A 24338-nucleotide genomic window follows, 5' to 3' on the forward strand; every position below is an offset into this window, starting at 1 on the left:
CAGAAAAGGGCCCAAAGGTTGCCCTTTGGACCTCAAAGCGGTGTTCAAAAAAGAGACAGGACGGAGGCTCCTCTTCCTCCGCCCCGTATTGGGCTCGGCACTTAGGACAGGCGGCCCATGGCGGCGGCGACATCGGCCATACGTGCCGAGAAGCCCCATTCGTTGTCGTACCAGGCGAGCACGCGCACGGTGCGGCCGACGACTTTGGTCTGGTCGGGCGCAAAGATCGACGACTCGGTGGTGTGGTTGAAGTCGATGGAGACCTTCGGCTCCGGGTCATAGCCCAGAACGGCGCCCATGTGACCGGCGGCGGCTTCGCGCACGACCTCATTCACATCGGCGACGGTGACGTCTTTGGAGGCCTGAAAGGTCAGATCGACACAGGAGACGTTCGGGGTCGGCACGCGAATCGAGGTGCCGTCCAGCTTGCCTTTGAGTTCCGGCAGAACGAGGCCCAGCGCTTTGGCGGCGCCCGTCGAGGTCGGGATCATCGCCATGGAGGCGGCCCGTGCCCGGTACAGGTCGCTGTGGCGGCGGTCATGGGTGGACTGGTCGCCGGTGTAGGAGTGGATCGTGGTCATGATGCCGCTCTCGATGCCGATGCCGTCGTTCAGCACTTTCGCCAGCGGGGCGAGGCAGTTTGTGGTGCACGACCCGTTGGAGATGATTTTATCTTCGGCCAGAATATCGCGGTGGTTCACGCCAAAGACCACGGTGCGCGCGACATTGGTCGCAGGCGCGGAAATCAGCACTTTTTTGGCACCATTGCGCAGGTGAACGGCGGATTTTTCGCCATCGTTGAACTTGCCGGAGCATTCGAGCACGACATCGACACCTTCCCAATCCAGTTCTTCGGGATTGTAGGTGGACATCACTTCGATCGGGCCCTGACCGAGATCCATGGTGTTGCCGGCGACTTTGACGGAGCCGTTGAAGCGGCCGTGGACCGAGTCGTATTTCAAGAGGTGCGCGTTGGTCTCGATAGGGCCGGTGGCGTTGATCTTGACCACTTCCACCTCGTTGAGGCCGGCCTCAGAGATATGCGCCAGAGTACAGCGCCCGATGCGGCCAAAGCCATTGATCCCGAGTTTGATGGTCATGATGAGTCTCCAAGCTTGATCTGTTTGGCGTGGGTCTTTAGGGGCGTATACAAAGGTGTGCGATTTCAGAAAAGTGTTTAACGCCAACATGTTAGCGAAAACATTTCCGTTAACGCAAACATTCATGAGGTTTTGAAGGCCAAAACGAGGGGCCAGCCCCTCGTGCTCCCCGGGATATTTCAGGACAAAAGAAGGGTGGCGTCACGACGGCGATTAGGTTTGTGACTTTGGGGGGAGCGTCTTGGCGAAGGCTTTGAGGAAGGCCCGCGTCTTGTGTCGGGTGTCCGGCTGTTCGAATAGGGCGGCAATCTCTTCCGGGGTTTGGCCCATCAGAGGCAAGCGTAAGAAAATGTCTGGCTGAAACGCCGAGGTCACGGTCGTCAGAACCCGGCGCAAATCCGCGAGCATGTCGTCGCCACGATGTGAGGCATGGGCTAAGGCCACGGGTTTGGCGATCAGCTCTTCACCGGAGACCAGCCAGTCGAGCGCATTCTTGAGCCCGCCGGGCAGTGCGCGGGCATATTCCGGGACGCAGAGGATGAGCCCGTCGGCGTGCGCGATGAGATCGGCGAAGGCGGCGACGGACGCCGGGTGGGGATGTTCGAGGTCGGGCGAAAACACCGGAAGCTCGGCGATGCGGTCAAAGACCGTGATGTCGACCCCTTCGGGCGCGACATCGGCGAGATTGCGGAGCAAGGCGGTGTTGGTGGACGCGCGGCGGGCGCTGCCGGAGAGGGCGAGGATGTTCATGCGCGCATGATCACGACAGTTGTCGCTCTGGGTCAAGAGCATCTGGGCAAGCCGTTGGAGAAAAAGGAAAAAGCCCGCACTGGGGCGGGCTTTTTATGTGTTTGTCCTGCGAGCGCGCTCGAAGGAGGGTTTTTAGCATTAGCCCAAGAGCGCTTTGACCTGAGCCACGATGTTGTCGGCGGTGATGCCGAATTTCTCGTAAAGCTCGTCGGCTGGTGCGGAGGCACCAAAGCGGGTCATGCCGACAAAGGCCTGTTTCGCTTCGCGGCCACGCTCGCCCAAAAGCCAGCGATCCCAGCCGCCGTCACGCACAGCGGCCTCGACGCCAACGCGCACCGGACCTGCGGGCAGGACCTTGCGACGGTAGGCTTCGTCTTGCTCTGCGAATAGCTCCATACAGGGCATGGAGACGACGCGGGTGCCGATGCCGTTGTCCTGAAGGATTTTGCGGGCTTCCATGGCGATGGCCACTTCGGAACCGGTGGCGATCAGGATCGCTTCGCGTTTGCCTTCGGCTTCGGCCAGCACATAAGCGCCTTTGGAGACGAGGTTGGTGTTCTTGTGCTCGGTGCGCAGTGTCGGCACGCCCTGACGGGTCAGCACCAGAACGGAGGGCGTTTTCTGCGAAGTGAGCGCGATTTCCCAAGCTTCGGCAGTCTCGACCGTGTCACAGGGACGGATCGTCAACGTGTTCGGCGTCGCACGGCAGATGGCGAGATGCTCGACCGGCTGGTGAGTCGGACCGTCTTCGCCCAGACCGATGGAGTCGTGGGTCATCACATAGGTCACCGGGATCTGCATCAGAGCCGACAGACGCATCGCCGGGCGGGCGTAATCGGTGAAGCAGAAGAAGGTGCCGGAGTAGGGACGGATACCGCCGTGCAGAGCCATGCCGTTCATCGCGGCGGCCATGCCGTGCTCGCGGATGCCGTAATAGACGTAGCGGCCCTTGCGGTTGGTCTCGTCAAAGACCCCCATGTCGCCGGTCAACGTGTTGTTCGAGCCGGTGAGGTCGGCGGAACCGCCGATGGTCTCGGGCATGATCGGGTTGATCACTTCGAGCACTTTTTGCGAGGACGACCGAGTGGCCAGCTTCGGCTGTTCTTCGGAGATTTGTTTCTTGAACGCCTTGATCGTGGCGGAGAGTTTTTTCGGAGCCTCAAGCGCGAAGACGCGGTTGAACTCGGCCTGACGGCGCTCGGATTGCTCTTCGAAACGGGCTTCCCAGGCGACGCGGTCTTCGCGGCCTTTCGCGCCGATCTCTTCCCACTGGGATTTGACGTCCTCGGCAACCTGATAGGCGCCCCAGTTGACGCCATAAGCGGCTTTGGCGGCGGCCAGTTGGTCGGCGTCGGTCAAGGCGCCGTGACCTTTGGAAGTGTCCTGTGCCGCGTGACCCAGAGCGATGTGGGTTTTGCAAGCGATCATCGACGGTTTCTTGGACTTCTTCGCGGCCTCGATGGCGGCGTCGATTTGTTCCGGGTCATGACCGTCGATGCTCTGCACGTGCCAGCCAGCGGATTTGAAACGCATCACCTGATCGGTGCGGTCGGCGATGTCCACCGTGCCGTCGATGGTGATGTTGTTGTTGTCCCAGAAGACGATCAGCTTGCCGAGTTTCTGACGACCGGCGAGCGCGATGGCTTCTTGCGACACACCCTCCATGAGACAGCCGTCGCCGGCCATCACATAGGTGTGGTGGTTCTGGAGCTTGGACCCGAAACGGGCGCGCAGCGATTCCTCGGCCATGGCGAAACCGACGGCGTTGGAGATGCCCTGACCGAGCGGACCGGTGGTGGTTTCAACGCCATCCAGCAGGAAGTTCTCCGGGTGACCGGCGGTTTTCGCGCCCATCTGGCGGAAGTTCTTGATCTGCTCGAGCGGCATCTCTTTGTAGCCGGTCAAATAGAGCAGGGAGTAGATCAGCATGGAGCCGTGGCCCGCCGACAGGATGAAGCGGTCACGATCCGGCCAAAGCGGTGCTGCGGCATCGAATTTCAGGTGCTTTTCAAACAGCACGGTGGCCACATCGGCCATGCCCATCGGCATGCCGGAGTGACCGGAATTGGCACCGGCGACGGCATCGAGCGTCAGGGTGCGGATGGCGGCGGCACGCATCCAGTGATCGGGGTGCGCCTCGCGCAGGGTTGCGATGTCCACGGGCGGATCTCCTCATAGCTCCGGTATGAGGCCGAAATCGGTGCGGAACGCCACGATGTCTGGCCTTTCGGGCCTTCTGATAACGATACTGGCCCAAAGTGCAAGCCGCGAGGCGGTAGATTGGGGTCTTGCGGCGCTTTCAAGAGGTGTGACGCGGGTCGGGCGGGCGGTTTTCGCCGGTTTTGCCTTCGCATATTGGTAAATCCTGCCCTATAGGCTAGGCTCACGAATCAAGAGAAAACAGATGTGCCCGCGGATGAGCTTTTTGCGCTTCGCCCTTGAGGACAAAGGAAGTTTCGAGTTTCCTGTTCCAAAGTCGGGGCCGCATGGAGATGCAGGCGAGGCGTTGCAACAAAGACTGAGCAGAGTGTGAGTAGACGGCAATGAGCGAGATTTCCGATTTCGAAGCCCGGATCACGGCGGCGCTGGAGCGGATCGGGCGCGCGGTGGCTGTGGCCGAAGAACGTGCCGAGGCGGCGACAGAAGCGGCCAGTGACGCCCCCGTTGGAGGAATCGCCAGCGAGGCGGCAGAGGCCGAGATTGCCCGCCTGCACGATGCTCTGGAGGAAGAGAAAACCGTCAACAGCCAGCTTGAAGAGCGGGTGAAGGCGATTCACGACCGTCAGGAAAGCCATGTGGCGGCCCTTGAGGAAGAGGTGGAGGTGCTGCGTCGGCAGTTGATGGATCATGACCGCGAGATGCAGAAACTGCGTCACGTGAACACGCAGTTGCGTGATAACAACGCGGCGCTCAGGGCGGCCAATGCCGAAGGCGTCGGCGATGCCGGTCTGATCGATGCGGGACTTCATGCCGAAGTGGAGGCGCTAAGAGTGGCGCGCGAATCCGATGTCACGGAACTGGATGCGATCCTGACCGAGCTGCGCGCTGTGGTGTCGCGCCATGGTGTTGAGGTGACGGATGCGGGGCCAGAGCAATCCCCGCGCGAGGAGTATTAAGCGATGCCTGAAGTGAAAATCTCCATCGGCGGACGCGATTTCGATGTGGCCTGTCAGGTCGGCGAAGAGCATTTCCTGAAATCCGCCGCCGAGCTTTTGGACAATGAGGCCTCTGTGCTGTCGAGCCAGATCGGACGTCTGCCTGCGGAGCGGATGCTTTTGATGGCGGGCTTGATGCTTGCGGATAAGACTGCAGGTATGGAAGAGCAGATGCGCAACCTTGAGGCCAAACTTGGCGCGCAGGAAGCGTTGATCGAGGAAATGCGCGCGCGTCCAGAGCCTGAGCCGCAAAAGGTTGAGGTGCCTGTGGTGCCCAATGAGGTCATGGACACACTGGCCGAAATGGCGGCGCGGACTGAGGCGATGGCGGCGGCTTTTGAGGAGCGTCTGGGCGTGACGGATCGTTTCGAGGCCTAAAGTTCGGGACTTGAGCGGCCAAGCAGAAGACAGCAAAAAGGCGCACAGAGGTGCGCCTTTTGTATTTTGCAGACTAAGGAAGCGATTTAGACGTTCGCGGCGCGAATCTGGTCGGCTTTTTCGGTGTCGAAAGCCACGCCTTTGTCCGCCAGCATTTGGTCCAGCTCGCCCGACAGCGTCATTTCGATCACGATGTCACAGCCGCCGACGAATTCGCCTTTGACGTAAAGCTGCGGGATGGTCGGCCAGTCGGAGAAATCTTTGATGCCCTGACGGATGTCCTGATCGGCCAGCACGTTGACGTCGAGATACTCGACCCCCATGAAATTCAGGATGCCCGCCACTTTCGACGAGAACCCGCATTGCGGCATCTGCGAGGTGCCTTTCATGAAAAGCACGACATCATTGTCGTCGACGGTTTTCTGGATGGTTTCCTGAGCGGACATGGGCGTTTTCCTTTCGGGTGTCGGTGCAGTCTAGGCCGACATGAAAATTAGAGCTTTGGCGCGGAGTGGCCAGTAAGCGGTGTTTACTCGGGGGCGCGGGTGGTCAGAGCCAGCGCATGCAACTCGCCGCTGGCGAGCTTTTCTTTCAGCGTCGCATTCACGGCGCGTTGTTGTTGCACCCGGTTCATGCCTTTGAACGAAGCGTCGATCACTTCGGCGGCGAAATGTTGACCGTCATCTCCCTGAACGATGATCTGGGCGTCTGGGAAGCCTGCGCGGATCAGGTGTTCGATATCGGTGGCGGTGATGGCCATGTAGGGCGCTCCTTGGTTGGTCGTCGGAATGAAATGTAAGGGTTGCCGCGCGGGCCTGCAAGCATTCAGGCGCGGGCGTGGTGTGCAAGGTCGCTCAGGAACTGCTCGTAGTCTGATGCAAGCGTCGGGGTGTCGGCCCAAAGCCGCGCGCATTTGCGCAGGAGACGCTGGCGCTCGGTCTCTAGGGCCTCTGTGAGCGCAAGGGTTTCGGCTTCGGTCAACTGTTTCATGCGCTCGTGCAGCGGTTTGAGGCGTTCGAAATCTCGGATCATTGCGGGCAAAAGCGTCGGGTCGTCACGCCAGCTTTCGCCGTTGAACCGCAATTGCGTGACGCGTTGCCCGGCACCTGCGCAGTCATAAAGCACACAGCCATGATTGCCGATCTCGTCGAGCTGGTCGTGGCACGAACAGAGATGCCCATCGAGATTGGGGCAGGGCGTGCCCGCCGGTTTGTCAAAGGAGAACAGATCGCCCTTGTCGAGCGTCAGCCCAACGCAGCACAGGGCGGCGCATTGGGAACAATCAGAAGTGAGGTCGGGCAGGTCGGTCATTGGGGCCTTATAAAGCAAAAGGCCCGCCAGATCAGCGGGCCTTGATTGAGTATTTATACAGCAAAGGAAACTTAGCCGAAAATCTCGCCGAAGGTGCCGCGATAGAGCGCGGAGAGTTCAGAGAGCGGCGCGCTGGAGCCGCCGAAGCTGACCGTGTCGCCGGTGAATTTTCCGACCGTGGCGAGGTGCACACCGGCTTGGGCGGCGGCGGCCATGAGGGCTTCGGCTTGGTCAAAGGAGCAGGCGACGAGGTAGCGCGCCTGATCTTCGCCAAAGAGCGTTGCGGTGTCGTCGCTGTCGAGGTGCACGCCGACGCCGGCCTCTTCGGCCATTTCGAAGGCTGCAAGGGCGAGGCCGCCGTCGGACAGGTCGGTCACGGCATTGAACAGCGCACCATTGGCGCGGATGAACTCGCCGTTGCGTTTCTCGGCGGCCAGATCCACATGCGGCGCGTCGCCGTCTTGGCGGTTGAACACCTCATAGAGGAGCGCGGATTGGCCCAAAAGCCCCTCGGTCTCGCCGATGAGCACGGCCACGTCGCCCTGTTGCGCCACGCCGGAGATCAGATCGTCTTCAGAGGCAATGAGGCCCACGGCGCCGATGGTGGGTGTCGGCAGGATGCCCTCGCCGTCGGTCTCGTTGTAGAGCGATACGTTGCCCGACACGATCGGCATGTCGAGGAAGGCGACCGCTTGGCCGATGCCGTCCAGAGCGCCGACGAATTGGCCCATGATTTCAGGCTTTTCGGGGTTTCCGAAGTTCAGGTTGTCGGTGGTCGCGAGAGGTTTCGCGCCGACAGCGGAGAGGTTGCGATAGGCTTCGGCGACGGCCTGTTTGCCGCCCTCGATGGGGTTCGCCTTGACGTAGCGCGGGGTCACGTCGGAGGTGAAGGCCAGCATTTTTCCGGTATCATGCACGCGGATCACACCCGCGCCGAGGCCCGGTTTGCGCACAGTGTCGGCCATGACTTGGGTGTCGTATTGCTCATAGACCCAGGCTTTGGAGGCGTAGTTCGGCGAGGCGAGCAGGCCTTTGAGACCGTCGATGCCGTCGATCTGCGGCACGTCCGCGACCTGTTCGGCAGCCGGTGTCGGCACCCAAGGACGGTCGTATTCCGGCGCGGAGGAGGCCAGAGTGGACAGCGGCAGGTCGGCCATGCAGGTGCCGTTGTGCATGATCAGGAAGCGGTCCTCGGAGATGGTTTCGCCGACGATGGCGAAATCCAGATCCCACTTCTCGAACACGGCGCGGGCCTCGGCCTCTTTTTCGGGCTTCAAGACCATGAGCATGCGTTCCTGAGACTCGGAGAGCATCATCTCATAGGCAGTCATGTTCTCTTCGCGCTGCGGCACGTTTTCGAGATCAAGGCGGATGCCGAGCTGGCCTTTGTCGCCCATTTCGACCGCCGAACAGGTCAGGCCCGCGGCGCCCATGTCCTGGATCGAGATCACGGCGCCGGTGGCCATCAGCTCGAGCGTGGCTTCCATCAGGCATTTCTCGGTGAACGGATCGCCGACCTGAACGGTGGGGCGTTTGTCCTCGATGGTGTCGTCGAATTCGGCAGACGCCATGGTCGCGCCGCCGACGCCGTCGCGGCCAGTTTTTGCGCCGAGGTAGACGACGGGCATGCCGACGCCAGAGGCCGCCGAGTAGAAGATTTTGTCGGTGTCTGCCAGACCCGCCGCGAAAGCGTTCACAAGGCAGTTGCCGTTATAGGCTTCATGGAAGCGGACTTCGCCGCCCACGGTCGGAACGCCGAAACAGTTGCCGTAGCCGCCGACGCCTTCAACAACGCCATGGACGAGCTGTTTGGTTTTCTTGTGGTCTTTGACGCCGAAGGAGAGCGAGTTCATCGCCGCGATGGGGCGTGCACCCATTGTGAAGACGTCGCGCAGAATGCCGCCCACGCCGGTGGCCGCGCCTTGGTAGGGTTCGATGTAGGAGGGGTGGTTGTGGCTTTCCATTTTGAAGACCACGCATTGCCCGTCGCCGATGTCGACGATGCCCGCGTTTTCGCCCGGACCACAGATGACTTGCGGACCAGAGGTCGGCAGGCCGCGCAGGTGTTTCTTGGAGGACTTATAGGAACAGTGCTCGTTCCACATCGCGGAAAAGATGCCAAGCTCCGTGAACGACGGCTCCCGGTTCAGAATGCGCAGGATCTCGGCGTATTCGTCGGGTTTGAGGCCATGGGCGGCGATGATCTCTTCGGTGATGGTGGGCTCGGTCATGTGGGTCCCCTAAACGGCAGCTTCGCTTTGGCGTCCTATTAGGCTGTTTGTGGCTTTGGGGGAAGGGGGTATGGCGTCGGAAAGGGTGTGCTTTGCCCGAGCGGTGCCGAAAGCATCCATTTATATGCGAGAGCAAAAAATATATGCGAGAGCAAAAAAAAGGCCGAGCAAAGCTCGGCCTAAGTCCAACAGGGAGGTAAAACCGCCGCGAGTTTCCTCATTTGGCGGCCTCATTGCTGCATTTAGGGGCAGTTTATGAATCGTTCAAGGGATTTTCTGCGATTGCAGCGCAATGCTGTCATGCAGAAAACGCATAGCGCTCAAGGCGCAGCTGCGTCTTGAGGTCAAAGGGCGGGCAAAGGAGGGGCGCGTGGCTTAGGCGGTCTCGTCCTCGTCGCGCATGTTGCGACGGTGGGCGTTGATCTCTTCGGTGATGAAATCCCGGAACACTTCGATCCGTTTCGAATGCCGCAATTCCTCGGGGTAGGCGAGGAACACGGGCACTTCGCCACTTTCCAGATCGGGCAGCACCCGCACCAGATGCGGCGCACTTTCGACGAGATAATCCGGCAGCACGCCGATGCCGAGGTGGTTCAGCACGGCTTGCAACACGCCGAAATAGTTGTTCACGAAGAGTTTCGAGCGAATGTCGTGTTCGTTCAACTCCTCGACCAGACGCGCGCCGGCGGCGACCTGATGCGCATTCGGGTTCTGACAGATCAGGCGATGGCTCGAGAGATCGTCGACAGTCGCGGGGGTGCCGTTCTTTTCGAGATATTCCTCAGTGGCGAACAGGCGCATGCGAATGTTCATCAGGCGCTTGCGGATCAGATCGGCCTGCGACGGCTCTTTCATCCGAATGGCGACGTCGGCCTCACGCATCGGCAGGTCGAGCACGCGCTCTTCGAGCATCAGGTCGATCTTGAGATCAGGGTATTTGTCATAAAGTTTCGACAGGCGCGGCGCGAGCCAGAGTGTGCCAAAGCCGGTGGCAGAGGTGACACGCAGCTCGCCATAAACCTCCTCCTCGCTGTCGCGAATGCGCGCGGCGGCGGCGTCGAGGCGTTTCGCCATCGAACGGGTGGCCTCAAAAAGCAATTCGCCCTGTTCGGTCAGAATCAGCCCGCGGGCGTGGCGGTGAAACAGAGTGGTGGAGAGCGATTCTTCGAGCGCGCGGATTTGGCGCGACACGGCGGACTGACTCAAATGCAGGGTATCCCCCGCATGCGTGAGCGATCCTGCATCCGCAACCGCGTGGAAAATTCTCAGTTTGTCCCAGTCCATACCCATCACCTGCTTCGATCTACCGTCACTTTACACAATATAGGGGCTGACGGCGCGTTTTGGCCGCTTCTTTCGTTTTTTTTGCCCTGACCGCAAGCGAAATGCTTTGCGCTAACACAAATTACCGTAGGAAAGTTGAGCATTTGCAAATTTTTCAGGCGATGTGATCTGTGTGGCTCCGGCTTGGCCTTGATGCGGATTTTTCATATCGTTTTCGTGACGATCGGGGAGGATCAAAGCATGGATGTCAAAGGTCAGGAAGTCGGCTCTTTGCAAGAGCGCACGACGGGCAAGCGCGCCGTTTTCGACGCTGGACGGGCGGCGCGGGACATTTCCTATGCCAGTTCTGCGGCGACGCGATCAGGTCGCGTTTTGATCCGGGTGATGGAGAATGCGACCGGGCGTTTGGGGGTGATCCGGCGCGCAAAGGGCTATGATGCAGAGGTGGCGGCGGGGCGTGATTTCTGGGCGGTGATGGCGGAACGTTACGGGCTAAGCCTTGAGGTCATTCTGGGCAGTTTGGGCAATATCCCGGCGCAAGGCCCGCTGATCGTGGTGGCAAATCATCCCTACGGTATTCTCGATGGGCTGATGCTGGGGCATATCCTGTCGCTGGCGCGGGGAGATTTTCGCATTCTGGCGCATCGCGTGTTCAAGAAGGCCGAGGACATCGACCGGGTGATTTTACCGATTTCTTTCGAGGAGACGAAAGAGGCGGTGGCGCTCAATCTGGAGACCCGCAAGGAGGCGCTGCGCTATCTCGCCGATGGTGGCTGCATCGGCATCTTTCCGGGCGGCACGGTGTCGACCTCGGCGAAGCCTTTGGGACAGCCATTGGACCCCGGTTGGCGGGCGTTTACCGCGAAAATGGTGGCGAAATCCGGGGCCACGGTGGTGCCGATCTATTTCGACGGGGCCAATTCGCGATTGTTTCAATTGGCGAGCCATCTGCACGCGACTTTGCGGATGGGGTTGTTGATCCGGGAGTTCCGTCGCAGCCTCGGCGCGCCGGTGCGTGTGGCGATTGGCGCGCCGATCGGACCGGAACGTCTGGCCGAATTCCGCGGGGATGCGAAAAAGTTGATGGATTTTCTGCGCGCCGAGACCTATTCACTATCGTCAAAGCCTTTGGTGAAGGCCGGGCTGGGCTTTGAATTCGAAGCGAAACATGGCGCAAAGGTCCGACAGGGCCTGAAGGATCGGTATTGAGATGGCAGTCGGTATTTTTGACAGTGGTTTGGGCGGGTTGACGGTCTATGACGCGGTGTCGAAACGTCTGCCTGACGTGCCGCTCGTCTATTTCGGCGACAATGCGCATGCGCCTTATGGGGTGCGCACAGCGGATGACATTTACAATCTGACGACGGCTGCCGTAGAGCGGCTTTGGGAGGCGGGCTGTGATCTCGTGATCCTCGCGTGCAACACGGCCTCTGCGGCGGCGCTCAGGCGGATGCAGGAAAGCTGGATCCCGCGCGACAAACGTGTGCTGGGTGTTTTCGTGCCGCTGATCGAGGCTCTGACAGAGCGGCAATGGGGCGACAATTCGCCGCCACGTGAGGTCGATGTGAAACATGTGGCGCTGTTTGCGACGCCTGCCACGGTCGCCTCGCGGGCGTTCCAGCGCGAGTTGGCGTTTCGCGCCATCGGCGTGGATGTCGAGGCGCAGGCTTGTGGTGGTGTGGTCGACGCCATCGAAGATGGCGATATGATCCTCGCCGATGCGCTGGTGCGCTCGCACGTCGATGCGCTCAAACGCAAGATGCCGACGCCGGATGCGGCCATTTTGGGCTGTACCCATTATCCGATGATGGAAGAGGCGTTTCAGGACGCGCTTGGGGCGGATGTGAAGGTGTTCAGCCAGGCCAATCTGGTGGCCTCTTCGCTCGATGACTACCTGAAACGCCATCCTCAGATGATCGGGTCGGGCAGCGAGTCGATGTTCCTGACCACGGGCGATCCGGCGAAAGTGTCCCGGGGCGCGACGCAATTCCTGCGACGAAAAGTCGAGTTCATCAAAGCGTGATGGGCAGTTTGCCCTGCGGTGACCCGTCGCAATTGCGATAAAATCAGAATTCTTCTAAATTAAGCGCTCAGGCTTGCGCCCGATCAAAGGCAGTGCCGAGCTCATATGAGAGACGACCGACATGACCTATAAAATCGCCATCCTTGGAGCCTCCGGCTATACCGGCGCCGAACTTGTCCGCCTGATCGCGACCCATCCGATGATGGAGATCGTGGCGCTTTCGGGGGATCGTAAAGCAGGCATGGAAATGAGCGAGGTCTATCCGCATCTGCGCCACATGGACCTGCCTGCGCTCTGCAAGATTGAGGACATTGATTTCGCGACGGTCGATCTGGCGTTCTGCGCGCTGCCGCATGCGACCTCGCAAGCGGTGATTAAGGATTTGCCGCCGACGACCAAAGTGGTGGACCTCTCCGCCGACTTCCGTCTGCGCGATCCGGCGGAATATGAGAAATGGTACGGCAAGCCGCATTCGGCGGTCGAGATTCAGAAAGAGGCCGTTTATGGCCTCACCGAATTCTACCGCGAAGACATCAAAGCCGCGCGTCTGGTGGCGGGCACGGGCTGTAATGCCGCGACGGGGCAGTTTGTTTTGCGGCCTCTGATTGCCGCCGGTGTAATTGATCTCGACCAGATCATTCTGGACCTGAAAGTGGCTGTGTCGGGGGCCGGGCGGTCCTTGAAAGAACACCTTTTGTACGGCGAGTTGGAAGACAACGCCTTTGGTTATTCCGTGGGCGGCAAGCACCGGCATCTGGGTGAATTCGATCAGGAATTCTCCAAAGTGGCCGGGCGGGATGTCCGCATTCAGTTCACGCCGCACCTCGTGCCCGCCACCCGCGGCATCCTCGCCACCGCCTATGTGCAAGGCGAGGCCACAGCCGTGCATTACGCGCTGGCCGACGCCTATATGAACGAGCCTTTCATTCAGGTTCTGCCCTATGGCCAAGTGCCCGCGATGAAACAGGTGCGCGGTTCGAATTTCTGCCACATCGGTGTGGTGGAAGACCGCATTCCGGGCCGCACCATCGTGATCGCCGCCCTCGATAACCTGACCAAAGGCTCGTCCGGTCAGGCGATCCAGAACGCCAACCTGATGCTGGGCCTTGATGAGACCATGGGTCTCATGAACGTGCCCATGTATCCGTAACGTATCCGTAATTGCAGACGTAATTCAGGGACCTGAGGAGGAGACCCCATGGCCGGTTTGAAGAACCTTAAAAAGAAACGCCGCATTCAGGTGTTCGCCATCGCCACTGTGGCGCTGTTGGTCTCTGTTTCTCTGATCGGCTACGCGTTCCGCGACGGGATCAACCTCTATCGTGACCCGTCGAAAGTCGTGGCCGAACCACCGCGCGAGGGCGAAATTTTCCGTCTTGGCGGTCTTGTCGCGGACGGCACTTTGGTGCGCGGCGAAGGCACTCATGTGACCTTCTCGGTGACCGACGGCGCGGAAACCATCCCGGTCACTTTCGAAGGCGTTCTTCCGGATTTGTTCGGTGAAAACCAAGGCATGATCGGCACCGGATCGATGGTCGGCGGCACCTTTGTGGCGACCGAGATTTTGGCGAAGCACGACGAGACCTATATGCCGAAAGAGGTGATGGACTCGTTGAAAGAAACCGGGGTCTATAAAGAGCCGGAGAGCTAAAGCCCTCTGAATAAATCGTAAATCGGGACGCGCGCGGTGTTTTCCACGCGCGTTAACCTTTTTGCGTCAGCCTCAACTCATCAATTTGGTGGGATTGAGGCAGATGAAAACAGTACAGCAAATCGCGATGGAGATCGTCGCTCGCGAGGGCGGCTACGTCAACGACCCGGACGATCCGGGCGGGGCCACGAAATATGGGGTCACGCTTGGGACGATGCAGCGTCTGGGGATTGATCTGGACGGCAATGGCCGGGTGAATGAGGTCGATGTTCAGCGGCTGACCCGGGCCAAAGCGCGCGACATCTTTGTCGAACATTACTTTCACAGACCCCGGATCGACGAGTTGCCGCCGGTGCTGCAGGCCTCCGTGTTCGACATGTATGTCAATGCGGGCGCCAATGCGGTGCGGATTTTGCAGCGGCTTTTGAACGAGATGGGGCAACGCATCGCCATTGACGGCAGCATCGGGCCGCAGACGATCGAGGCGTCGTTCATTGCGCAATCTCTGGCACCGGCCTATCTGGCGGATGCTTACGGCATTGCGCGGCGCAATTACTACTACGCCTTGGCGGATCGTCGTCCGAGTTCGCGCAAATACGCCCGCCGACGTGATGGCGGCAAGGGCGGCTGGATCACCCGCGCCGAAGAGTTCATTTCCCCGCGCTATCACCTGACGGAGGCCGAGCATGCCGCCCGGGTGGCAACATGGGGTTGATCGGCAAAGTGTTCGAACTGCTCTTTGGCGACGGGCGCAATGTGATCCGCGACACGGCGGAGGTGTTTTTCGAGAACTCGGAGAATTCCGCCGACCGGGAGGCCAAGACACGCGCGGCGGCCTTGCAGCAATTCGCCTCCGAATTCGCGATGGAGCGCAAAGGCTATTTCGACCGTTTCATGGATGCGCTCAATCGCGTGCCGCGTCCTCTGATGGCTTTTGGCACCATCGGACTTTGCATTTCGGCCATGGTCGATCCGATCTGGTTCGCGTCGCGCATGCAAGGGATCGCGCTTGTCCCGGAGCCTCTGTGGTGGCTGTTGGGCACCATCGTGTCGTTCTATTTCGGCGCGCGGTATCAGGTGAAATCGCAGGAATTTCAACGCTCTGTCGCCGCGACTGTGGCGCAGGCGCCGAAGGTGACGGCCAATATCGCAGCACTCAAGGCGCTGGAGGCCGGGGCAAATGGCTCCGGTGTGCCGGGGGCAACAACATGGGATGCGGCGCCGGTGGAGCCGGTCGAGGTGCCGGGGGCAGAGGCGCCCAATCCTGCGCTTTTGGCGTGGAGGGAGGGCCGTGATGAGTGATGTTTTGGTGCGCGCTCTCTCTGAGCATGGGCCTTGGGTCCTGATGGTGTTCTTCCTGCTCTATCGGGATGTGCAAAAGGATCTGGCGACCCGCGCGGTGCTCGACAAGAACACGCAGATCCTTGTGGAGATGACCACAATGATCCGCGAGCGGCTGCCGCGAGGGACATGGGGATGACGGAAATGGCGTGTCTCATGCGGCGGCTTTGGCAGAAATTGCGGGAGCTTTGGCTCGGCGAGGCGCTGAGCAAGGCTTTGAAACGGAACCGGGAGGCGGCGGCCGCTTTGGACGCTGTCGTCAAGGAGATGTTGGAACAATGAAACAGGTGATGACACTTTACGGCCTTGTCTTGGCGGCGGCCGGGATGGCGGTCGCGGCCCTCGGGTTGGAACAGGCGCTGTTGCTGGCTTACGGGGCGATCTCGCTCATGGCCTTGATGATCTCGGCCACATTTCTCTGGCTGTGGCAGGTGCGGGCGACCCCTTTGGCGCTTGGCATGTCTTTGTCTTGGGCGGGTTCGGGTCTGACGATTGGCTGGTGGTGGGCCATGCAGATCGCGCAGAGCCCGGTGTGGGGCATGGAGGCCGCGGTGCTTTTCCTGTTCCTGTCGCTTTTGATCGCCGGGGCGGTGCTTCACTTTTCGGTGATACAGGGCAGTTTTGGCCTTTCGGGTCTGACATTCCTCTGGCCGGTTCTGGGCGCGTTGCTTGTCTCTTTTGGGGTCCTGTTGCTGCTGTAAGGCACGCGGGTTGGTGGGAAGAGACGGGGAAGGGGGCCGCACTGGCCCCTTTCCTTTATGTGCTGCCTTCTGTACCGCTCCTACGACCTTCGTTCATTTCCTTGCGACATCGGCGCGCAGCCCATTGGCGCAGCCTTTCCAACCGGGTAGAACTAAGCCCAACAGGGAGGCGCCTATGCTTGTAGAACTCGGACATTTCGCTCTGGTCATGGCCTTTATCGTGGCCATCGCCCAAACCGTTTTGCCACTTTGGGGCGCGCAGACCCGCAACCGGGCGCTGATGGCCGTGGGCGAACCGGCGGCGATGATCCAGCTCGTGCTGATCGCCTTTTCCTTTGGCGCGCTGACCTATGCCTTCGTGACCTCGGATTTCTCTCTGAAGGTCGTGGTCGAAAACTCTCACACCTTGAAACCGATGCTCTACAAGGTCTCCGGTGTCTGGGGCAACCATGAGGGCTCGATGCTTCTCTGGGTGTTGATTCTGGCGCTCTTCGGCGGCGCTGCGGCGCTTTTCGGACACAACATCCCGGCCACGCTCCGCGCCCGTGTGATCGGCATCCAAGGCTCCATTGGCGTGGCCTTTCTGGCCTTTATCCTCTTCACTTCGAACCCGTTTCTGCGTCTTGAATGGCCGCCGATGGATGGGCAGGATCTCAATCCTTTGTTGCAAGACCCCGGTCTCGCCTTCCACCCGCCGTTTCTCTACCTCGGCTATGTCGGCCTCTCGATGACCTTTTCCTTCGCCGTCGCCGCCCTGCTTGAGGGCCGTGTCGATGCCGCTTGGGGCCGTTGGGTGCGGCCCTGGACCTTGGCGGCTTGGGTTTTCCTGACCATTGGCATCGGCCTTGGCTCCTGGTGGGCCTATTACGAGTTGGGCTGGGGCGGTTTTTGGTTCTGGGACCCGGTGGAAAACGCCTCCTTCATGCCCTGGCTCTTTGCCGCCGCGCTTTTGCATTCCGCCATCGTCGTCGAGAAACGCGAGACGCTCAAAAGCTGGACCATCCTCTTGGCAATCATGGCCTTCGGCTTCTCGCTCATCGGCACTTTCCTCGTGCGCTCGGGCGTGATCACCTCCGTCCACGCCTTCGCCAATGACCCGGAGCGCGGCGTTTTCATCCTCTTGATCCTCGCCATCTTCATGGGCGGTGCTTTGACGCTCTTCTCCTTCCGCGCCAGCGTGATGCAGGCCAAGGGCGTCTTTTCCGTCGTCTCGCGTGAAAGCGCCTTGGTGATCAACAACATCCTTCTGGCTGTGTCGTCGCTTGTGGTCTTCATCGGCACCATCTGGCCGCTGGTGGCCGAAGCCTTTTGGGAGCGGAAACTCTCCGTCGGCCCGCCGTTCTTCGACTCCGCCTTCACGCCCTTCTTCGTGGTGCTGGCGGTGCTCTTGCCGATTGGCGCGATCCTGCCGTGGAAGCGCGCGAAGCTTGGGGCGACCGTCAAAAAACTCATCCCCTCGATCATCCTCGCCGTTGCGGTCATGGGCCTTGTTTGGTCGATCCAGACCGAGAAATCTCTCCTTGGTCCCATTGGCCTCGCCCTTGGGACATGGCTTGTCGCGGGCGCTATTCAGGACATCCTCCTGCGCACCGGCAAGACCATGAACCTTGGCCGTCTTACACGTCTGCCGCGCGCCGATTGGGGGCGTCTTTTGGCCCATGGCGGGCTCGGCGTCACCATGGCGGGCATCGCGGGTCTGACCGCCTGGACCGTCGAAGACATCCGCGTCGTGCAGGTCGGCGAGACCTTTGAGGTGGCGGGCTACACCATCGCGCTCGAGAGTGTCGACCGCGCCCAAGGCCCGAACTACATCACCACAATGGCCACGATGGGCGTCTTCGAAGGCGACAAGAAAGTCGCCACGCTCCACCCCGAAAAACGCTCCTACCCGGTGGCGCAAATGCCGACCACCGAGGCCGGGATCGACAATGGTTTTCTGCGCGACGTCTACCTCGTGATCGGCGATGTGCAATCGAACGGCGGCTGGGCGGTGCGCACCTATATCAAACCTCTGGCGAACTGGATTTGGGGCGGCACGATCATCATGGCCATCGGCGGCTTCCTGTCGCTCACCGACCGTCGCTACCGCGTCGCCGTAGGCGCGCGCAAAGTTGAGATCGCGCCCAAGGGAGTGCCCGCAGAATGAAATACCTGCTCCTCGTCCTCGCCCTTCTGACAGCCACGCCAACGCTTGCGGTGCAACCCGACGAAGTCCTCCCGGACCCGGCTATGGAAACCCGCGCGCGTGACATTTCCCAAGGCCTGCGCTGCCTCGTCTGTCGCAATGAAAACATCGACGAATCCAACGCCGAATTGGCCAAAGACCTGCGCCTTCTGGTGCGCGAACGCCTTGTGGCGGGGGACACGAACGACGAGGTGGTGGACTACGTGGTGGATCGTTACGGCGAATTCGTCCTTTTGAAACCGACCCTGACGGGCGCCAACAAACTCCTGTGGATCGCCGGGCCGGTCATGCTGATCCTCGCGCTGATCATTGGCCTCACCTTCATCCGTCGTCGCGGCAAGGAACCCGAGGTCGCCGATCTGACCGAAGACGAAGAGGCCCGCCTCGCGCGGCTGATGAACGACTAGCGGTTCCTTTGTTGCCAAAAATACTCACGAAACCCCGCCGCTGGACAGACCTCGGCGGGTTTTCTATATCTGTCCCCACGGTCCACAGTTCACCGAGTCGCTGCCAGCCTTCGGGCCATGCTGAACCTGCTTTGACATCTCACCATCCGGTATTCCCGCGCGTCACACCCCGCGTGGCAAGGGCAGCTCCCCGCAAGACAAGAGACGCGATCAACGGAGAAAACCGATGACTCGTGAGTGTATTTCCCTCACCCTTCCCGATGTGTCCGCCTTTGCGCGCGCATTGAAATCCGAATTCGACGAGGGCCATCCCGAGACCCCCGGTCACCAAAGCCTCTTGAACGCCATCGCGCGCGCAGGGGGCTATCGCAATTTTCAGCACCTCAAAGCCACCCAAACCGGCGCCGATCCCGTGACGCCCGCCGAAGGCCGCGCCGTCACGCGGGCCTTGGCGCGGTTTGATGAGGCCGGTCTGATGACCTCATGGTCGACCAAACGCAAAGTGCGTCAGCATTGTCTTTGGGCGCTCTGGGCACAGGTGCCGTCACGCAAAGAGTTCACCGAGCGTGAAATCTCGGCGCTGTTCGACAGCATGACGGTGTTTCGCGACCCTGCGCAAATCCGGCGCTCTCTGATCGAGGACGGGTTGTTGGAGCGCACGCTTGATGGCTCTGTCTACCGCCGTCTAGAGGCCGAGCCGGACGAGACCGCCAAGGCCGTGATCCGTGCCGTCACACGTCGTCGCGAGGCAAACCCGGAGGTGCCGGAGCGCGCCTCTGCCGTCTTGGGGCTTTAAGCCGACAGACAAATTCCCGCTGTGACGGGGCGTCTCTCTTCCTTTCTGCGTGGGGCTGCTTATCTTGAGCGCAACCGCGACTTCTGCGGGATATGCTTCTGCGGGATATGGGAGAGAGACGCATGCATTACGAGACCATCCGCTTTGAGCAAGAGAATGACGTCGCCGTGGTGACGCTCAATCGCCCGGAGGTGATGAATGCGCTCAACACCCAGATGCGGGCCGAGATCACCCATGCGGTGCGCGATGCCTCGAAATCCGCCCGCGTGATCGTTCTAACGGGCGAGGGCCGCGCCTTTTGTTCGGGGCAGGATTTGGGCGACGGCGTCGATGCCGCGACCGCCGATCTCGAACGCACGCTGCGCGATGAATATGAACCGATGGTGCATGCGATCCACGACAGCCCGGTGCCGACGATTGCCGCCGTCAATGGCACGGCGGCAGGCGCAGGGGCCTCTCTGGCGCTGTCTTGCGATGTGGTGATCGCCACGCACTCCGCCGTCTTCCTTCAGGCTTTCTCCCGCATCGGTCTCATCCCTGACGCAGGCGGCACCTATATGTTGCCGCGTCTCGTCGGGCTGGCCCGCGCCATGGGCGCCTCGCTCTTCGCCGATGAAATCACCGCCGCGCAGGCCGCGCAGTGGGGCATGATTTATGAGGCCGTCGAGGATGCCGATTTCGAGGCCCATTGGCGCGCGCGGGCGGGGTATCTCGCCAAAGGTCCGACGGTCTCCTATCGCCATCTCAAAGAGGCCATGCACGCCTCCTATGACAACTCGCTCAAGGATCAGCTGGCGCTTGAGGCCAAGCTGCAAAATCGCTGCGGTCAGACCCGTGATTTCAAAGAGGGCGTCATGGCCTTCCTTGAAAAACGCAAGCCGCAGTACGAAGGGCGTTAAGTCTCCGACAGATTTGCGATCACCTGTGCCATCAGCGTGGTGAAATCGTCCCGCTGCTGATCGCTCATGCCTTGGGTCGCCAGATCGTTGACCTCCGAGGCCGCCCGGATCGCGGGGTCTCTGAGCCCCCGCGCACGCTCCGTCAACCAGACGGTCTGCACGCGCGCGTCCGCCTCATGGGCGCGCCGGATCACCAGTCCGTCGCGTTCCATCCGGGACAGCGTATTGGCCATGGTCGCCTGCTCAACACCCAGCTCCTGCACCAGCTCGCGCTGCGTCTGCCCCTCTTTTTCCCAAAGCGCCAGCATCACCGGAAAGGTCCCTGTCGAGAGGCCCAGCGGTTTGATCCGATCCTGAATGGCGCGGATAAAAAGCCGGGCCATGTGGTTCACCTGGTAGCCTTCGGAGCGTGTGCGGGAGAAAGTGGTCTCTGTCATGCGACTTGTTTTTCATAATATAGCTTGCTATGCAAATATATATAGCAAGCTATTAATATGGAGCCTCACCATGCTGCCCAAACTTCACGCCGCCTTCGGAGCCGCGGCGCTTCTCATCATCGCAACCTTCTGGACTGCCACCATCACCACCATCGTCATCGGCGATAAATACCTGATCGCCATGACAAAAATCGGCATCGCCTGGGGCCTCTTGGCGCTTATTCCAATGCTGATCCTGACCGGATTCTCCGGCAGCCGCCTAGGCCAAAACATGCGCGGGGGCCTGATCGGCGCCAAACAAAAGCGCATGAAGTTCATCGCCTTCAACGGTCTGATCTTCCTCGTACCCTCTGCCCTCATCCTCCTGCCGCTCGCGATGCAGGGGCAGGGCGGGGCGCTCTATTGGACCATCCAAACCCTCGAACTTTTGGCCGGCGCCGCCAATATCACGCTTCTGGGCCTCAACATGAGGGACGGCCTGCGCCTCTCACGCCGTCGTGTGCTCACGGCATAATCCGTTTCCTTTGTTGCCGGAAATACTCAAAGAAAAACCCGCCTCAAAAGAGACGGGTTTCGGATTTTCTAGAATATCGAGAACGACTTAGCGGTCTTCGACATTCACATAGGGACGCTCGGTCGCGCCGGTGTAGAGCTGACGCGGACGGCCGATTTTCATGCCCGGATCTTCGATCTGTTCCTTCCACTGGGAAATCCAGCCGACGGTACGCGACAGCGCGAAGATCGGGGTGAACATCGAGGTCGGGAAGCCCATGGCCTCCAGAATGATGCCGGAATAGAAGTCGACGTTCGGGAAGAGTTTCTTCTCTGCGAAATACGGATCGGCCAGAGCGGCTTTCTCAAGCTCTTTGGCGACCTGTAGCGTCGGGTTGTTTTCCACGCCCAGAAGCTCAAGCACCTCGTCGGCGGACTGTTTCATCACGGTCGCGCGCGGGTCGAAGTTTTTGTAAACGCGGTGGCCGAAGCCCATCAGACGGAACGGATCGTTCTTGTCTTTCGCGCGGGCGATGAATTCCGGGATGCGATCCACGGAACCGATTTCGCGCAGCATCTCGAGACAGGCCTGGTTCGCACCACCATGCGCCGGGCCCCAGAGGCAGGCGATACCAGCGGCGATACAAGCGAACGGGTTGGCGCCCGAGCTTGATGCCAGACGCACGGTCGAGGTGGAGGCGTTCTGTTCGTGGTCGGCATGGAGCGTGAAGATACGGTCCATGGCGCGCGACAGGATCGGGTTGACCTCATAGTCTTCTGCCGGAACGGAGAAGCACATGTTGAGGAAGTTCGACGCGTAGTCGAGGTTGTTGCGCGGATACACGAACGGCTGACCGATGGTGTATTTATAGGCCATCGCGGCGATCGTCGGCATTTTCGCGATCAGTCGAATGGTTGCCACTTCGCGCTGATGCGCGTCCGAGATGTCGATGGAGTCGTGGTAGAAGGCGGACATGGCGCCAACCACACCGACCATGATCGCCATCGGGTGGGCGTCACGACGGAAACCGGTGAAGAATTTGAGCATCTGCTCATGCACCATCGTGTGATGGGTCACGGTGGTCTCGAATTTCTCCATTTCAGCGGCGGTCGGCAGTTCCCCGTAGAGAAGCAGGTAGCAAACCTCGAGGAAATGCGATTTTTCGGCCAGATCGCCGATGGTGTAGCCACGGTGCAAAAGCACGCCTTCGCCGCCATCGATAAAGGTGATTGCGCTTTCACAGGCGGCGGTGGAGGTGAAGCCCGGGTCGTAGGTGAATACATTCGCCTGGCCATAAAGCTTACGGATATCAAGAACATCCGGCCCCGCAGTGGGGGAATAAACGGGAAGATCGTAGGTCTGTCCGTCAAGCGTAAGGGTCGCGGTTTTCTGAGTATCTGCCATCGTCGTTCCTTCGGTTGTCAGCGGTGCCTCCATCGCGATCAATGCGCGATGCGGTCGCTGGTGGTCTGGCGGGCGCCCGGGCATATCCCGGACATCCTTTGGGCTTTGGACCCGTATCTGGGTCCTGATCTGGCCGCGGGGCCGGGGCATCGTTCGCGCATCGCGTCCTCCCCGGACCCTTAATGGCCCGTCCCGAAACGTAATCGTTTCGGTCAGAATGTCTCAACCCGCGCCGTTTAGGACGCGCCGGCCCGAACCTGTGCCCGTGACCGATCTCGGTACTATCGCTTTGGCAAAGTCGGTTGTGCGACCTCGACCTTTATTCCTGCGTTTCCTGCTCTGAAATCAAAGCCCGGAAATCGTCGATCCGCGCCAGGGTTTCGTCTCTGCCGAGGACCAACATCATATCGAGGACGCTGGGCGTGACTGCGCGACCTGCGAGGGCGGATCTCAAAGGCCCGGCGACTTTCCCGAACCCAAGCTCCAGCGTCTCCATCACGCGGCCAACCGCCTCCTCCAATGCGTTGCGCTCCCAGCTAGCATTTTGCAGGTGCGGCGTCAATTCTTCCAGTATACCGTTGGATACAGAAACCGCCTGTTTTTGCGCTTTCTCATCCATGTCCAGCGGGCGGGACACCAATGCAAATTGTGCTTTTTCAATGAGTTGCGGGTAGGTTTTGGCCGACCCTTTCAGGAAGGACAGGGACTCGGAAAGACGCGATTTTTGCTCCGGTCGCAACGCATCCGACCCCGAGGCCGCAAGGTAACCATCGATTTCGCTCAAGATTTCATCGTCCGCCAGAATTGCGATATGCTGACCACAGATATTCTCGAGTTTCTTGGTGTCAAATCGGGCAGGAGCCTTGTTGATTCCATCGAGATCGAACCACTCCATCGCCTGTGCGTCGGTGAAGAATTCGTCATCGCCATGGGACCAGCCCAGACGCGCCAGATAGTTGCGCATGCCGGAGGCCGGATAGCCCATCGCCTGATATTCCTTAACGCCGACCGCGCCGTGCCGTTTCGACATTTTCTTGCCGTCAGGGCCGAAAATCAGCGGAATATGCGCGTAAACCGGCAGCGGCCAGCCCATCGCCTCATAGATCGTCATCTGACGTGCGGCATTGGCCAGGTGGTCATCGCCCCGGATCACATGGGTCACGCCCATATCATAATCATCGACAACAACAGCCAGCATGTAGGTCGGTGTGCCATCCGAGCGTAACAGGATCATGTCATCGAGCTGATCGTTCTGGAACGTCACGTCGCCTTGCACCTTATCCGCCACCACGGTCGCGCCGTCGCGGGGCGCCTTGACGCGGATCACATAGGGCGAATCCGGGTAGGTCGACGGTTCCGCATCGCGCCAGGGCGAGCGATAGAGCGTGCTTTCCTTCTTCGCGCGGGCCTCTTCGCGGAAGGCTTCGATCTCGTCTTGCGTGGCAAAACATTTGTAGGCCTTGCCGTTCGCCAACATCTCGCGGGCCACTTCGGCATGGCGCTCAGCGCGCTCAAATTGGCTTACCGCCTCGCCATCGTAATCCAGCCCAAGCCAGGCCATGCCGTCGAGAATCCCCTGCGTCGCCTCGGGCGTCGAGCGCGCGCGGTCGGTGTCTTCGATCCGCAAAAGGAACTTGCCGCCGCGACCACGGGCGTAGAGCCAGGAGAACAGCGCCGTGCGGGCGGTGCCGATGTGCATGTCGCCGGTGGGCGAGGGGGCGATGCGGGTGACGACGGGAGTTTGGGAAGCGGCTTCGGACAGGACTTCGGACATGGGGAAATTAACCCTTTA

The 24338-nt window shown here is 60.4% G+C and carries 27 protein-coding genes; 16 read left to right on the forward strand and 11 right to left on the reverse strand.

The window, feature by feature from the left end; translation table 11 throughout:
- Positions 1 to 101: 101 nt before the first annotated feature.
- The 3 genes from gap to tkt all read right to left on the reverse strand — a co-directional run bounded on the left by gap (position 102) and on the right by tkt (position 4010).
- A complete protein-coding gene (gene gap / locus ACN0X0_RS17150; protein WP_417263627.1) occupies positions 102 to 1100 on the reverse strand; it encodes a type I glyceraldehyde-3-phosphate dehydrogenase in 999 nt (332 codons plus the stop codon).
- A gap of 213 nt (positions 1101 to 1313) precedes the next feature.
- Positions 1314 to 1892 (reverse strand): NADPH-dependent FMN reductase, encoded by a 579-nt coding sequence (locus ACN0X0_RS17155; RefSeq protein ID WP_417280150.1) that lies wholly within the window; start codon positions 1890 to 1892, stop codon positions 1314 to 1316.
- Between the two features lie 96 nt (positions 1893 to 1988).
- The gene (gene tkt, locus ACN0X0_RS17160) at positions 1989 to 4010 is read right to left on the reverse strand and encodes a transketolase (protein ID WP_417280151.1); all 2022 of its coding nucleotides are present in this window, start codon (positions 4008 to 4010) and stop codon (positions 1989 to 1991) included.
- A 383-nt stretch (positions 4011 to 4393) separates the two neighbouring features.
- Between tkt and ACN0X0_RS17165 the strand changes: the two genes are divergently transcribed.
- Positions 4394 to 4966 (forward strand): hypothetical protein, encoded by a 573-nt coding sequence (locus ACN0X0_RS17165; RefSeq protein WP_417280152.1) that lies wholly within the window; start codon positions 4394 to 4396, stop codon positions 4964 to 4966.
- Positions 4967 to 4969: 3 nt separating this feature from the next.
- On the forward strand, positions 4970 to 5383 hold the full coding sequence (locus tag ACN0X0_RS17170; protein WP_226553250.1) for a cell division protein ZapA: 414 nt from the start codon (positions 4970 to 4972) through the stop codon (positions 5381 to 5383).
- Positions 5384 to 5469: 86 nt separating this feature from the next.
- Here ACN0X0_RS17170 and grxD read toward each other — a convergent pair whose 3' ends face one another.
- The 5 genes from grxD to ACN0X0_RS17195 all read right to left on the reverse strand — a co-directional run bounded on the left by grxD (position 5470) and on the right by ACN0X0_RS17195 (position 10209).
- Complete coding sequence (grxD, locus tag ACN0X0_RS17175) at positions 5470 to 5829, reverse strand: Grx4 family monothiol glutaredoxin (RefSeq protein WP_226553251.1); 360 nt, start codon at positions 5827 to 5829, stop codon at positions 5470 to 5472.
- Between the two features lie 83 nt (positions 5830 to 5912).
- Positions 5913 to 6143 (reverse strand): BolA family protein, encoded by a 231-nt coding sequence (locus tag ACN0X0_RS17180; RefSeq protein ID WP_167602179.1) that lies wholly within the window; start codon positions 6141 to 6143, stop codon positions 5913 to 5915.
- A 65-nt stretch (positions 6144 to 6208) separates the two neighbouring features.
- On the reverse strand, positions 6209 to 6694 hold the full coding sequence (locus tag ACN0X0_RS17185) for a hypothetical protein (RefSeq protein WP_417280153.1): 486 nt from the start codon (positions 6692 to 6694) through the stop codon (positions 6209 to 6211).
- Between the two features lie 71 nt (positions 6695 to 6765).
- Positions 6766 to 8925 carry a phosphoribosylformylglycinamidine synthase subunit PurL gene (purL, locus tag ACN0X0_RS17190; RefSeq protein WP_417280154.1) on the reverse strand — a complete coding sequence of 720 codons (2160 nt, stop codon included), beginning with the start codon at positions 8923 to 8925 and terminating at the stop codon, positions 6766 to 6768.
- 375 nt (positions 8926 to 9300) lie between these two features.
- Entirely contained in the window at positions 9301 to 10209 is a 909-nt protein-coding gene (locus ACN0X0_RS17195) for a LysR family transcriptional regulator (protein ID WP_417263633.1), read from the reverse strand.
- Positions 10210 to 10449: 240 nt separating this feature from the next.
- Between ACN0X0_RS17195 and ACN0X0_RS17200 the strand changes: the two genes are divergently transcribed.
- The 13 genes from ACN0X0_RS17200 (at position 10450) to ACN0X0_RS17260 (ending at position 20212) form a co-directional block, all read left to right on the forward strand.
- Positions 10450 to 11418, forward strand: a complete 969-nt coding sequence (locus ACN0X0_RS17200; RefSeq protein ID WP_417280155.1) for a lysophospholipid acyltransferase family protein — start codon at positions 10450 to 10452, stop codon at positions 11416 to 11418.
- A 1-nt stretch (position 11419) separates the two neighbouring features.
- Complete coding sequence (locus ACN0X0_RS17205) at positions 11420 to 12232, forward strand: glutamate racemase (protein ID WP_417280156.1); 813 nt, start codon at positions 11420 to 11422, stop codon at positions 12230 to 12232.
- Positions 12233 to 12353: 121 nt separating this feature from the next.
- Positions 12354 to 13382, forward strand: a complete 1029-nt coding sequence (argC, locus tag ACN0X0_RS17210; protein WP_417280157.1) for an N-acetyl-gamma-glutamyl-phosphate reductase — start codon at positions 12354 to 12356, stop codon at positions 13380 to 13382.
- 57 nt (positions 13383 to 13439) lie between these two features.
- The gene (ccmE, locus tag ACN0X0_RS17215; RefSeq protein ID WP_417280191.1) at positions 13440 to 13883 is read left to right on the forward strand and encodes a cytochrome c maturation protein CcmE; all 444 of its coding nucleotides are present in this window, start codon (positions 13440 to 13442) and stop codon (positions 13881 to 13883) included.
- Between the two features lie 103 nt (positions 13884 to 13986).
- Entirely contained in the window at positions 13987 to 14598 is a 612-nt protein-coding gene (locus tag ACN0X0_RS17220) for a holin-associated N-acetylmuramidase (protein WP_417280158.1), read from the forward strand.
- Complete coding sequence (locus ACN0X0_RS17225; protein WP_417280159.1) at positions 14589 to 15185, forward strand: holin family protein; 597 nt, start codon at positions 14589 to 14591, stop codon at positions 15183 to 15185. Before ACN0X0_RS17220 ends, ACN0X0_RS17225 begins: the two co-directional genes overlap by 10 nt.
- Positions 15178 to 15363: a hypothetical protein gene (locus tag ACN0X0_RS17230; RefSeq protein WP_217703200.1), complete on the forward strand. Its 186-nt coding sequence runs from the start codon at positions 15178 to 15180 to the stop codon at positions 15361 to 15363. The genes ACN0X0_RS17225 and ACN0X0_RS17230 overlap by 8 nt, the downstream gene beginning before the upstream one ends.
- The gene (locus ACN0X0_RS17235; RefSeq protein WP_417263639.1) at positions 15360 to 15506 is read left to right on the forward strand and encodes a hypothetical protein; all 147 of its coding nucleotides are present in this window, start codon (positions 15360 to 15362) and stop codon (positions 15504 to 15506) included. Before ACN0X0_RS17230 ends, ACN0X0_RS17235 begins: the two co-directional genes overlap by 4 nt.
- Positions 15503 to 15925 carry a hypothetical protein gene (locus ACN0X0_RS17240; protein ID WP_417280160.1) on the forward strand — a complete coding sequence of 141 codons (423 nt, stop codon included), beginning with the start codon at positions 15503 to 15505 and terminating at the stop codon, positions 15923 to 15925. The genes ACN0X0_RS17235 and ACN0X0_RS17240 overlap by 4 nt, the downstream gene beginning before the upstream one ends.
- 175 nt (positions 15926 to 16100) lie before the next feature.
- Positions 16101 to 18071: a heme lyase CcmF/NrfE family subunit gene (locus tag ACN0X0_RS17245; protein ID WP_417280161.1), complete on the forward strand. Its 1971-nt coding sequence runs from the start codon at positions 16101 to 16103 to the stop codon at positions 18069 to 18071.
- Positions 18068 to 18517: a cytochrome c-type biogenesis protein CcmH gene (locus tag ACN0X0_RS17250; protein ID WP_417263642.1), complete on the forward strand. Its 450-nt coding sequence runs from the start codon at positions 18068 to 18070 to the stop codon at positions 18515 to 18517. The genes ACN0X0_RS17245 and ACN0X0_RS17250 overlap by 4 nt, the downstream gene beginning before the upstream one ends.
- Before the next feature lie 226 nt (positions 18518 to 18743).
- Complete coding sequence (locus ACN0X0_RS17255) at positions 18744 to 19313, forward strand: DUF2087 domain-containing protein (RefSeq protein WP_417280162.1); 570 nt, start codon at positions 18744 to 18746, stop codon at positions 19311 to 19313.
- 122 nt (positions 19314 to 19435) lie between these two features.
- Positions 19436 to 20212 (forward strand): enoyl-CoA hydratase-related protein, encoded by a 777-nt coding sequence (locus ACN0X0_RS17260; protein ID WP_417280163.1) that lies wholly within the window; start codon positions 19436 to 19438, stop codon positions 20210 to 20212.
- On the opposite strand, the gene ACN0X0_RS17265 is transcribed toward ACN0X0_RS17260, so the two are convergent.
- Positions 20209 to 20649 (reverse strand): MarR family winged helix-turn-helix transcriptional regulator, encoded by a 441-nt coding sequence (locus ACN0X0_RS17265; RefSeq protein ID WP_417280164.1) that lies wholly within the window; start codon positions 20647 to 20649, stop codon positions 20209 to 20211. The two genes, ACN0X0_RS17260 and ACN0X0_RS17265, sit on opposite strands and share 4 nt — an antisense overlap.
- Before the next feature lie 70 nt (positions 20650 to 20719).
- Here ACN0X0_RS17265 and ACN0X0_RS17270 point away from each other — a divergent pair, with 70 nt between their 5' ends.
- A complete protein-coding gene (locus ACN0X0_RS17270) occupies positions 20720 to 21163 on the forward strand; it encodes a hypothetical protein (RefSeq protein ID WP_417280165.1) in 444 nt (147 codons plus the stop codon).
- 87 nt (positions 21164 to 21250) lie between these two features.
- Here ACN0X0_RS17270 and gltA read toward each other — a convergent pair whose 3' ends face one another.
- Together gltA and gltX are read right to left on the reverse strand one after the other, a co-directional pair.
- The gene (gene gltA, locus ACN0X0_RS17275) at positions 21251 to 22546 is read right to left on the reverse strand and encodes a citrate synthase (RefSeq protein WP_417263647.1); all 1296 of its coding nucleotides are present in this window, start codon (positions 22544 to 22546) and stop codon (positions 21251 to 21253) included.
- Between the two features lie 319 nt (positions 22547 to 22865).
- Positions 22866 to 24320: a glutamate--tRNA ligase gene (gene gltX / locus ACN0X0_RS17280; protein WP_417280166.1), complete on the reverse strand. Its 1455-nt coding sequence runs from the start codon at positions 24318 to 24320 to the stop codon at positions 22866 to 22868.
- Positions 24321 to 24338: the final 18 nt, after the last annotated feature.

The sequence above is a fragment of the Celeribacter sp. genome (assembly GCF_048270365.1).
In the GTDB taxonomy this organism is placed as follows: Bacteria; Pseudomonadota; Alphaproteobacteria; order Rhodobacterales; family Rhodobacteraceae; genus Celeribacter.

Bases quoted from the DNA above. Each gene is read 5' to 3' on its own strand.
- gap (WP_417263627.1), bottom strand. From the start codon at position 1,100: ATGACCATCAAACTCGGGATCAATGGCTTTGGCCGCATCGGGCGCTGT.
- ACN0X0_RS17155 (WP_417280150.1), bottom strand. From the start codon at position 1,892: ATGCTCTTGACCCAGAGCGACAACTGTCGTGATCATGCGCGCATGAAC.
- ACN0X0_RS17165 (WP_417280152.1), top strand. From the start codon at position 4,394: ATGAGCGAGATTTCCGATTTCGAAGCCCGGATCACGGCGGCGCTGGAG.
- ACN0X0_RS17170 (WP_226553250.1), top strand. From the start codon at position 4,970: ATGCCTGAAGTGAAAATCTCCATCGGCGGACGCGATTTCGATGTGGCC.
- grxD (WP_226553251.1), bottom strand. From the start codon at position 5,829: ATGTCCGCTCAGGAAACCATCCAGAAAACCGTCGACGACAATGATGTC.
- ACN0X0_RS17180 (WP_167602179.1), bottom strand. From the start codon at position 6,143: ATGGCCATCACCGCCACCGATATCGAACACCTGATCCGCGCAGGCTTC.
- ACN0X0_RS17185 (WP_417280153.1), bottom strand. From the start codon at position 6,694: ATGACCGACCTGCCCGACCTCACTTCTGATTGTTCCCAATGCGCCGCC.
- purL (WP_417280154.1), bottom strand. From the start codon at position 8,925: ATGACCGAGCCCACCATCACCGAAGAGATCATCGCCGCCCATGGCCTC.
- ACN0X0_RS17195 (WP_417263633.1), bottom strand. From the start codon at position 10,209: ATGGACTGGGACAAACTGAGAATTTTCCACGCGGTTGCGGATGCAGGA.
- ACN0X0_RS17200 (WP_417280155.1), top strand. From the start codon at position 10,450: ATGGATGTCAAAGGTCAGGAAGTCGGCTCTTTGCAAGAGCGCACGACG.
- ACN0X0_RS17205 (WP_417280156.1), top strand. From the start codon at position 11,420: ATGGCAGTCGGTATTTTTGACAGTGGTTTGGGCGGGTTGACGGTCTAT.
- argC (WP_417280157.1), top strand. From the start codon at position 12,354: ATGACCTATAAAATCGCCATCCTTGGAGCCTCCGGCTATACCGGCGCC.
- ACN0X0_RS17220 (WP_417280158.1), top strand. From the start codon at position 13,987: ATGAAAACAGTACAGCAAATCGCGATGGAGATCGTCGCTCGCGAGGGC.
- ACN0X0_RS17225 (WP_417280159.1), top strand. From the start codon at position 14,589: ATGGGGTTGATCGGCAAAGTGTTCGAACTGCTCTTTGGCGACGGGCGC.
- ACN0X0_RS17230 (WP_217703200.1), top strand. From the start codon at position 15,178: ATGAGTGATGTTTTGGTGCGCGCTCTCTCTGAGCATGGGCCTTGGGTC.
- ACN0X0_RS17235 (WP_417263639.1), top strand. From the start codon at position 15,360: ATGACGGAAATGGCGTGTCTCATGCGGCGGCTTTGGCAGAAATTGCGG.
- ACN0X0_RS17240 (WP_417280160.1), top strand. From the start codon at position 15,503: ATGAAACAGGTGATGACACTTTACGGCCTTGTCTTGGCGGCGGCCGGG.
- ACN0X0_RS17245 (WP_417280161.1), top strand. From the start codon at position 16,101: ATGCTTGTAGAACTCGGACATTTCGCTCTGGTCATGGCCTTTATCGTG.
- ACN0X0_RS17250 (WP_417263642.1), top strand. From the start codon at position 18,068: ATGAAATACCTGCTCCTCGTCCTCGCCCTTCTGACAGCCACGCCAACG.
- ACN0X0_RS17255 (WP_417280162.1), top strand. From the start codon at position 18,744: ATGACTCGTGAGTGTATTTCCCTCACCCTTCCCGATGTGTCCGCCTTT.
- ACN0X0_RS17260 (WP_417280163.1), top strand. From the start codon at position 19,436: ATGCATTACGAGACCATCCGCTTTGAGCAAGAGAATGACGTCGCCGTG.
- ACN0X0_RS17265 (WP_417280164.1), bottom strand. From the start codon at position 20,649: ATGACAGAGACCACTTTCTCCCGCACACGCTCCGAAGGCTACCAGGTG.
- ACN0X0_RS17270 (WP_417280165.1), top strand. From the start codon at position 20,720: ATGCTGCCCAAACTTCACGCCGCCTTCGGAGCCGCGGCGCTTCTCATC.
- gltA (WP_417263647.1), bottom strand. From the start codon at position 22,546: ATGGCAGATACTCAGAAAACCGCGACCCTTACGCTTGACGGACAGACC.
- gltX (WP_417280166.1), bottom strand. From the start codon at position 24,320: ATGTCCGAAGTCCTGTCCGAAGCCGCTTCCCAAACTCCCGTCGTCACC.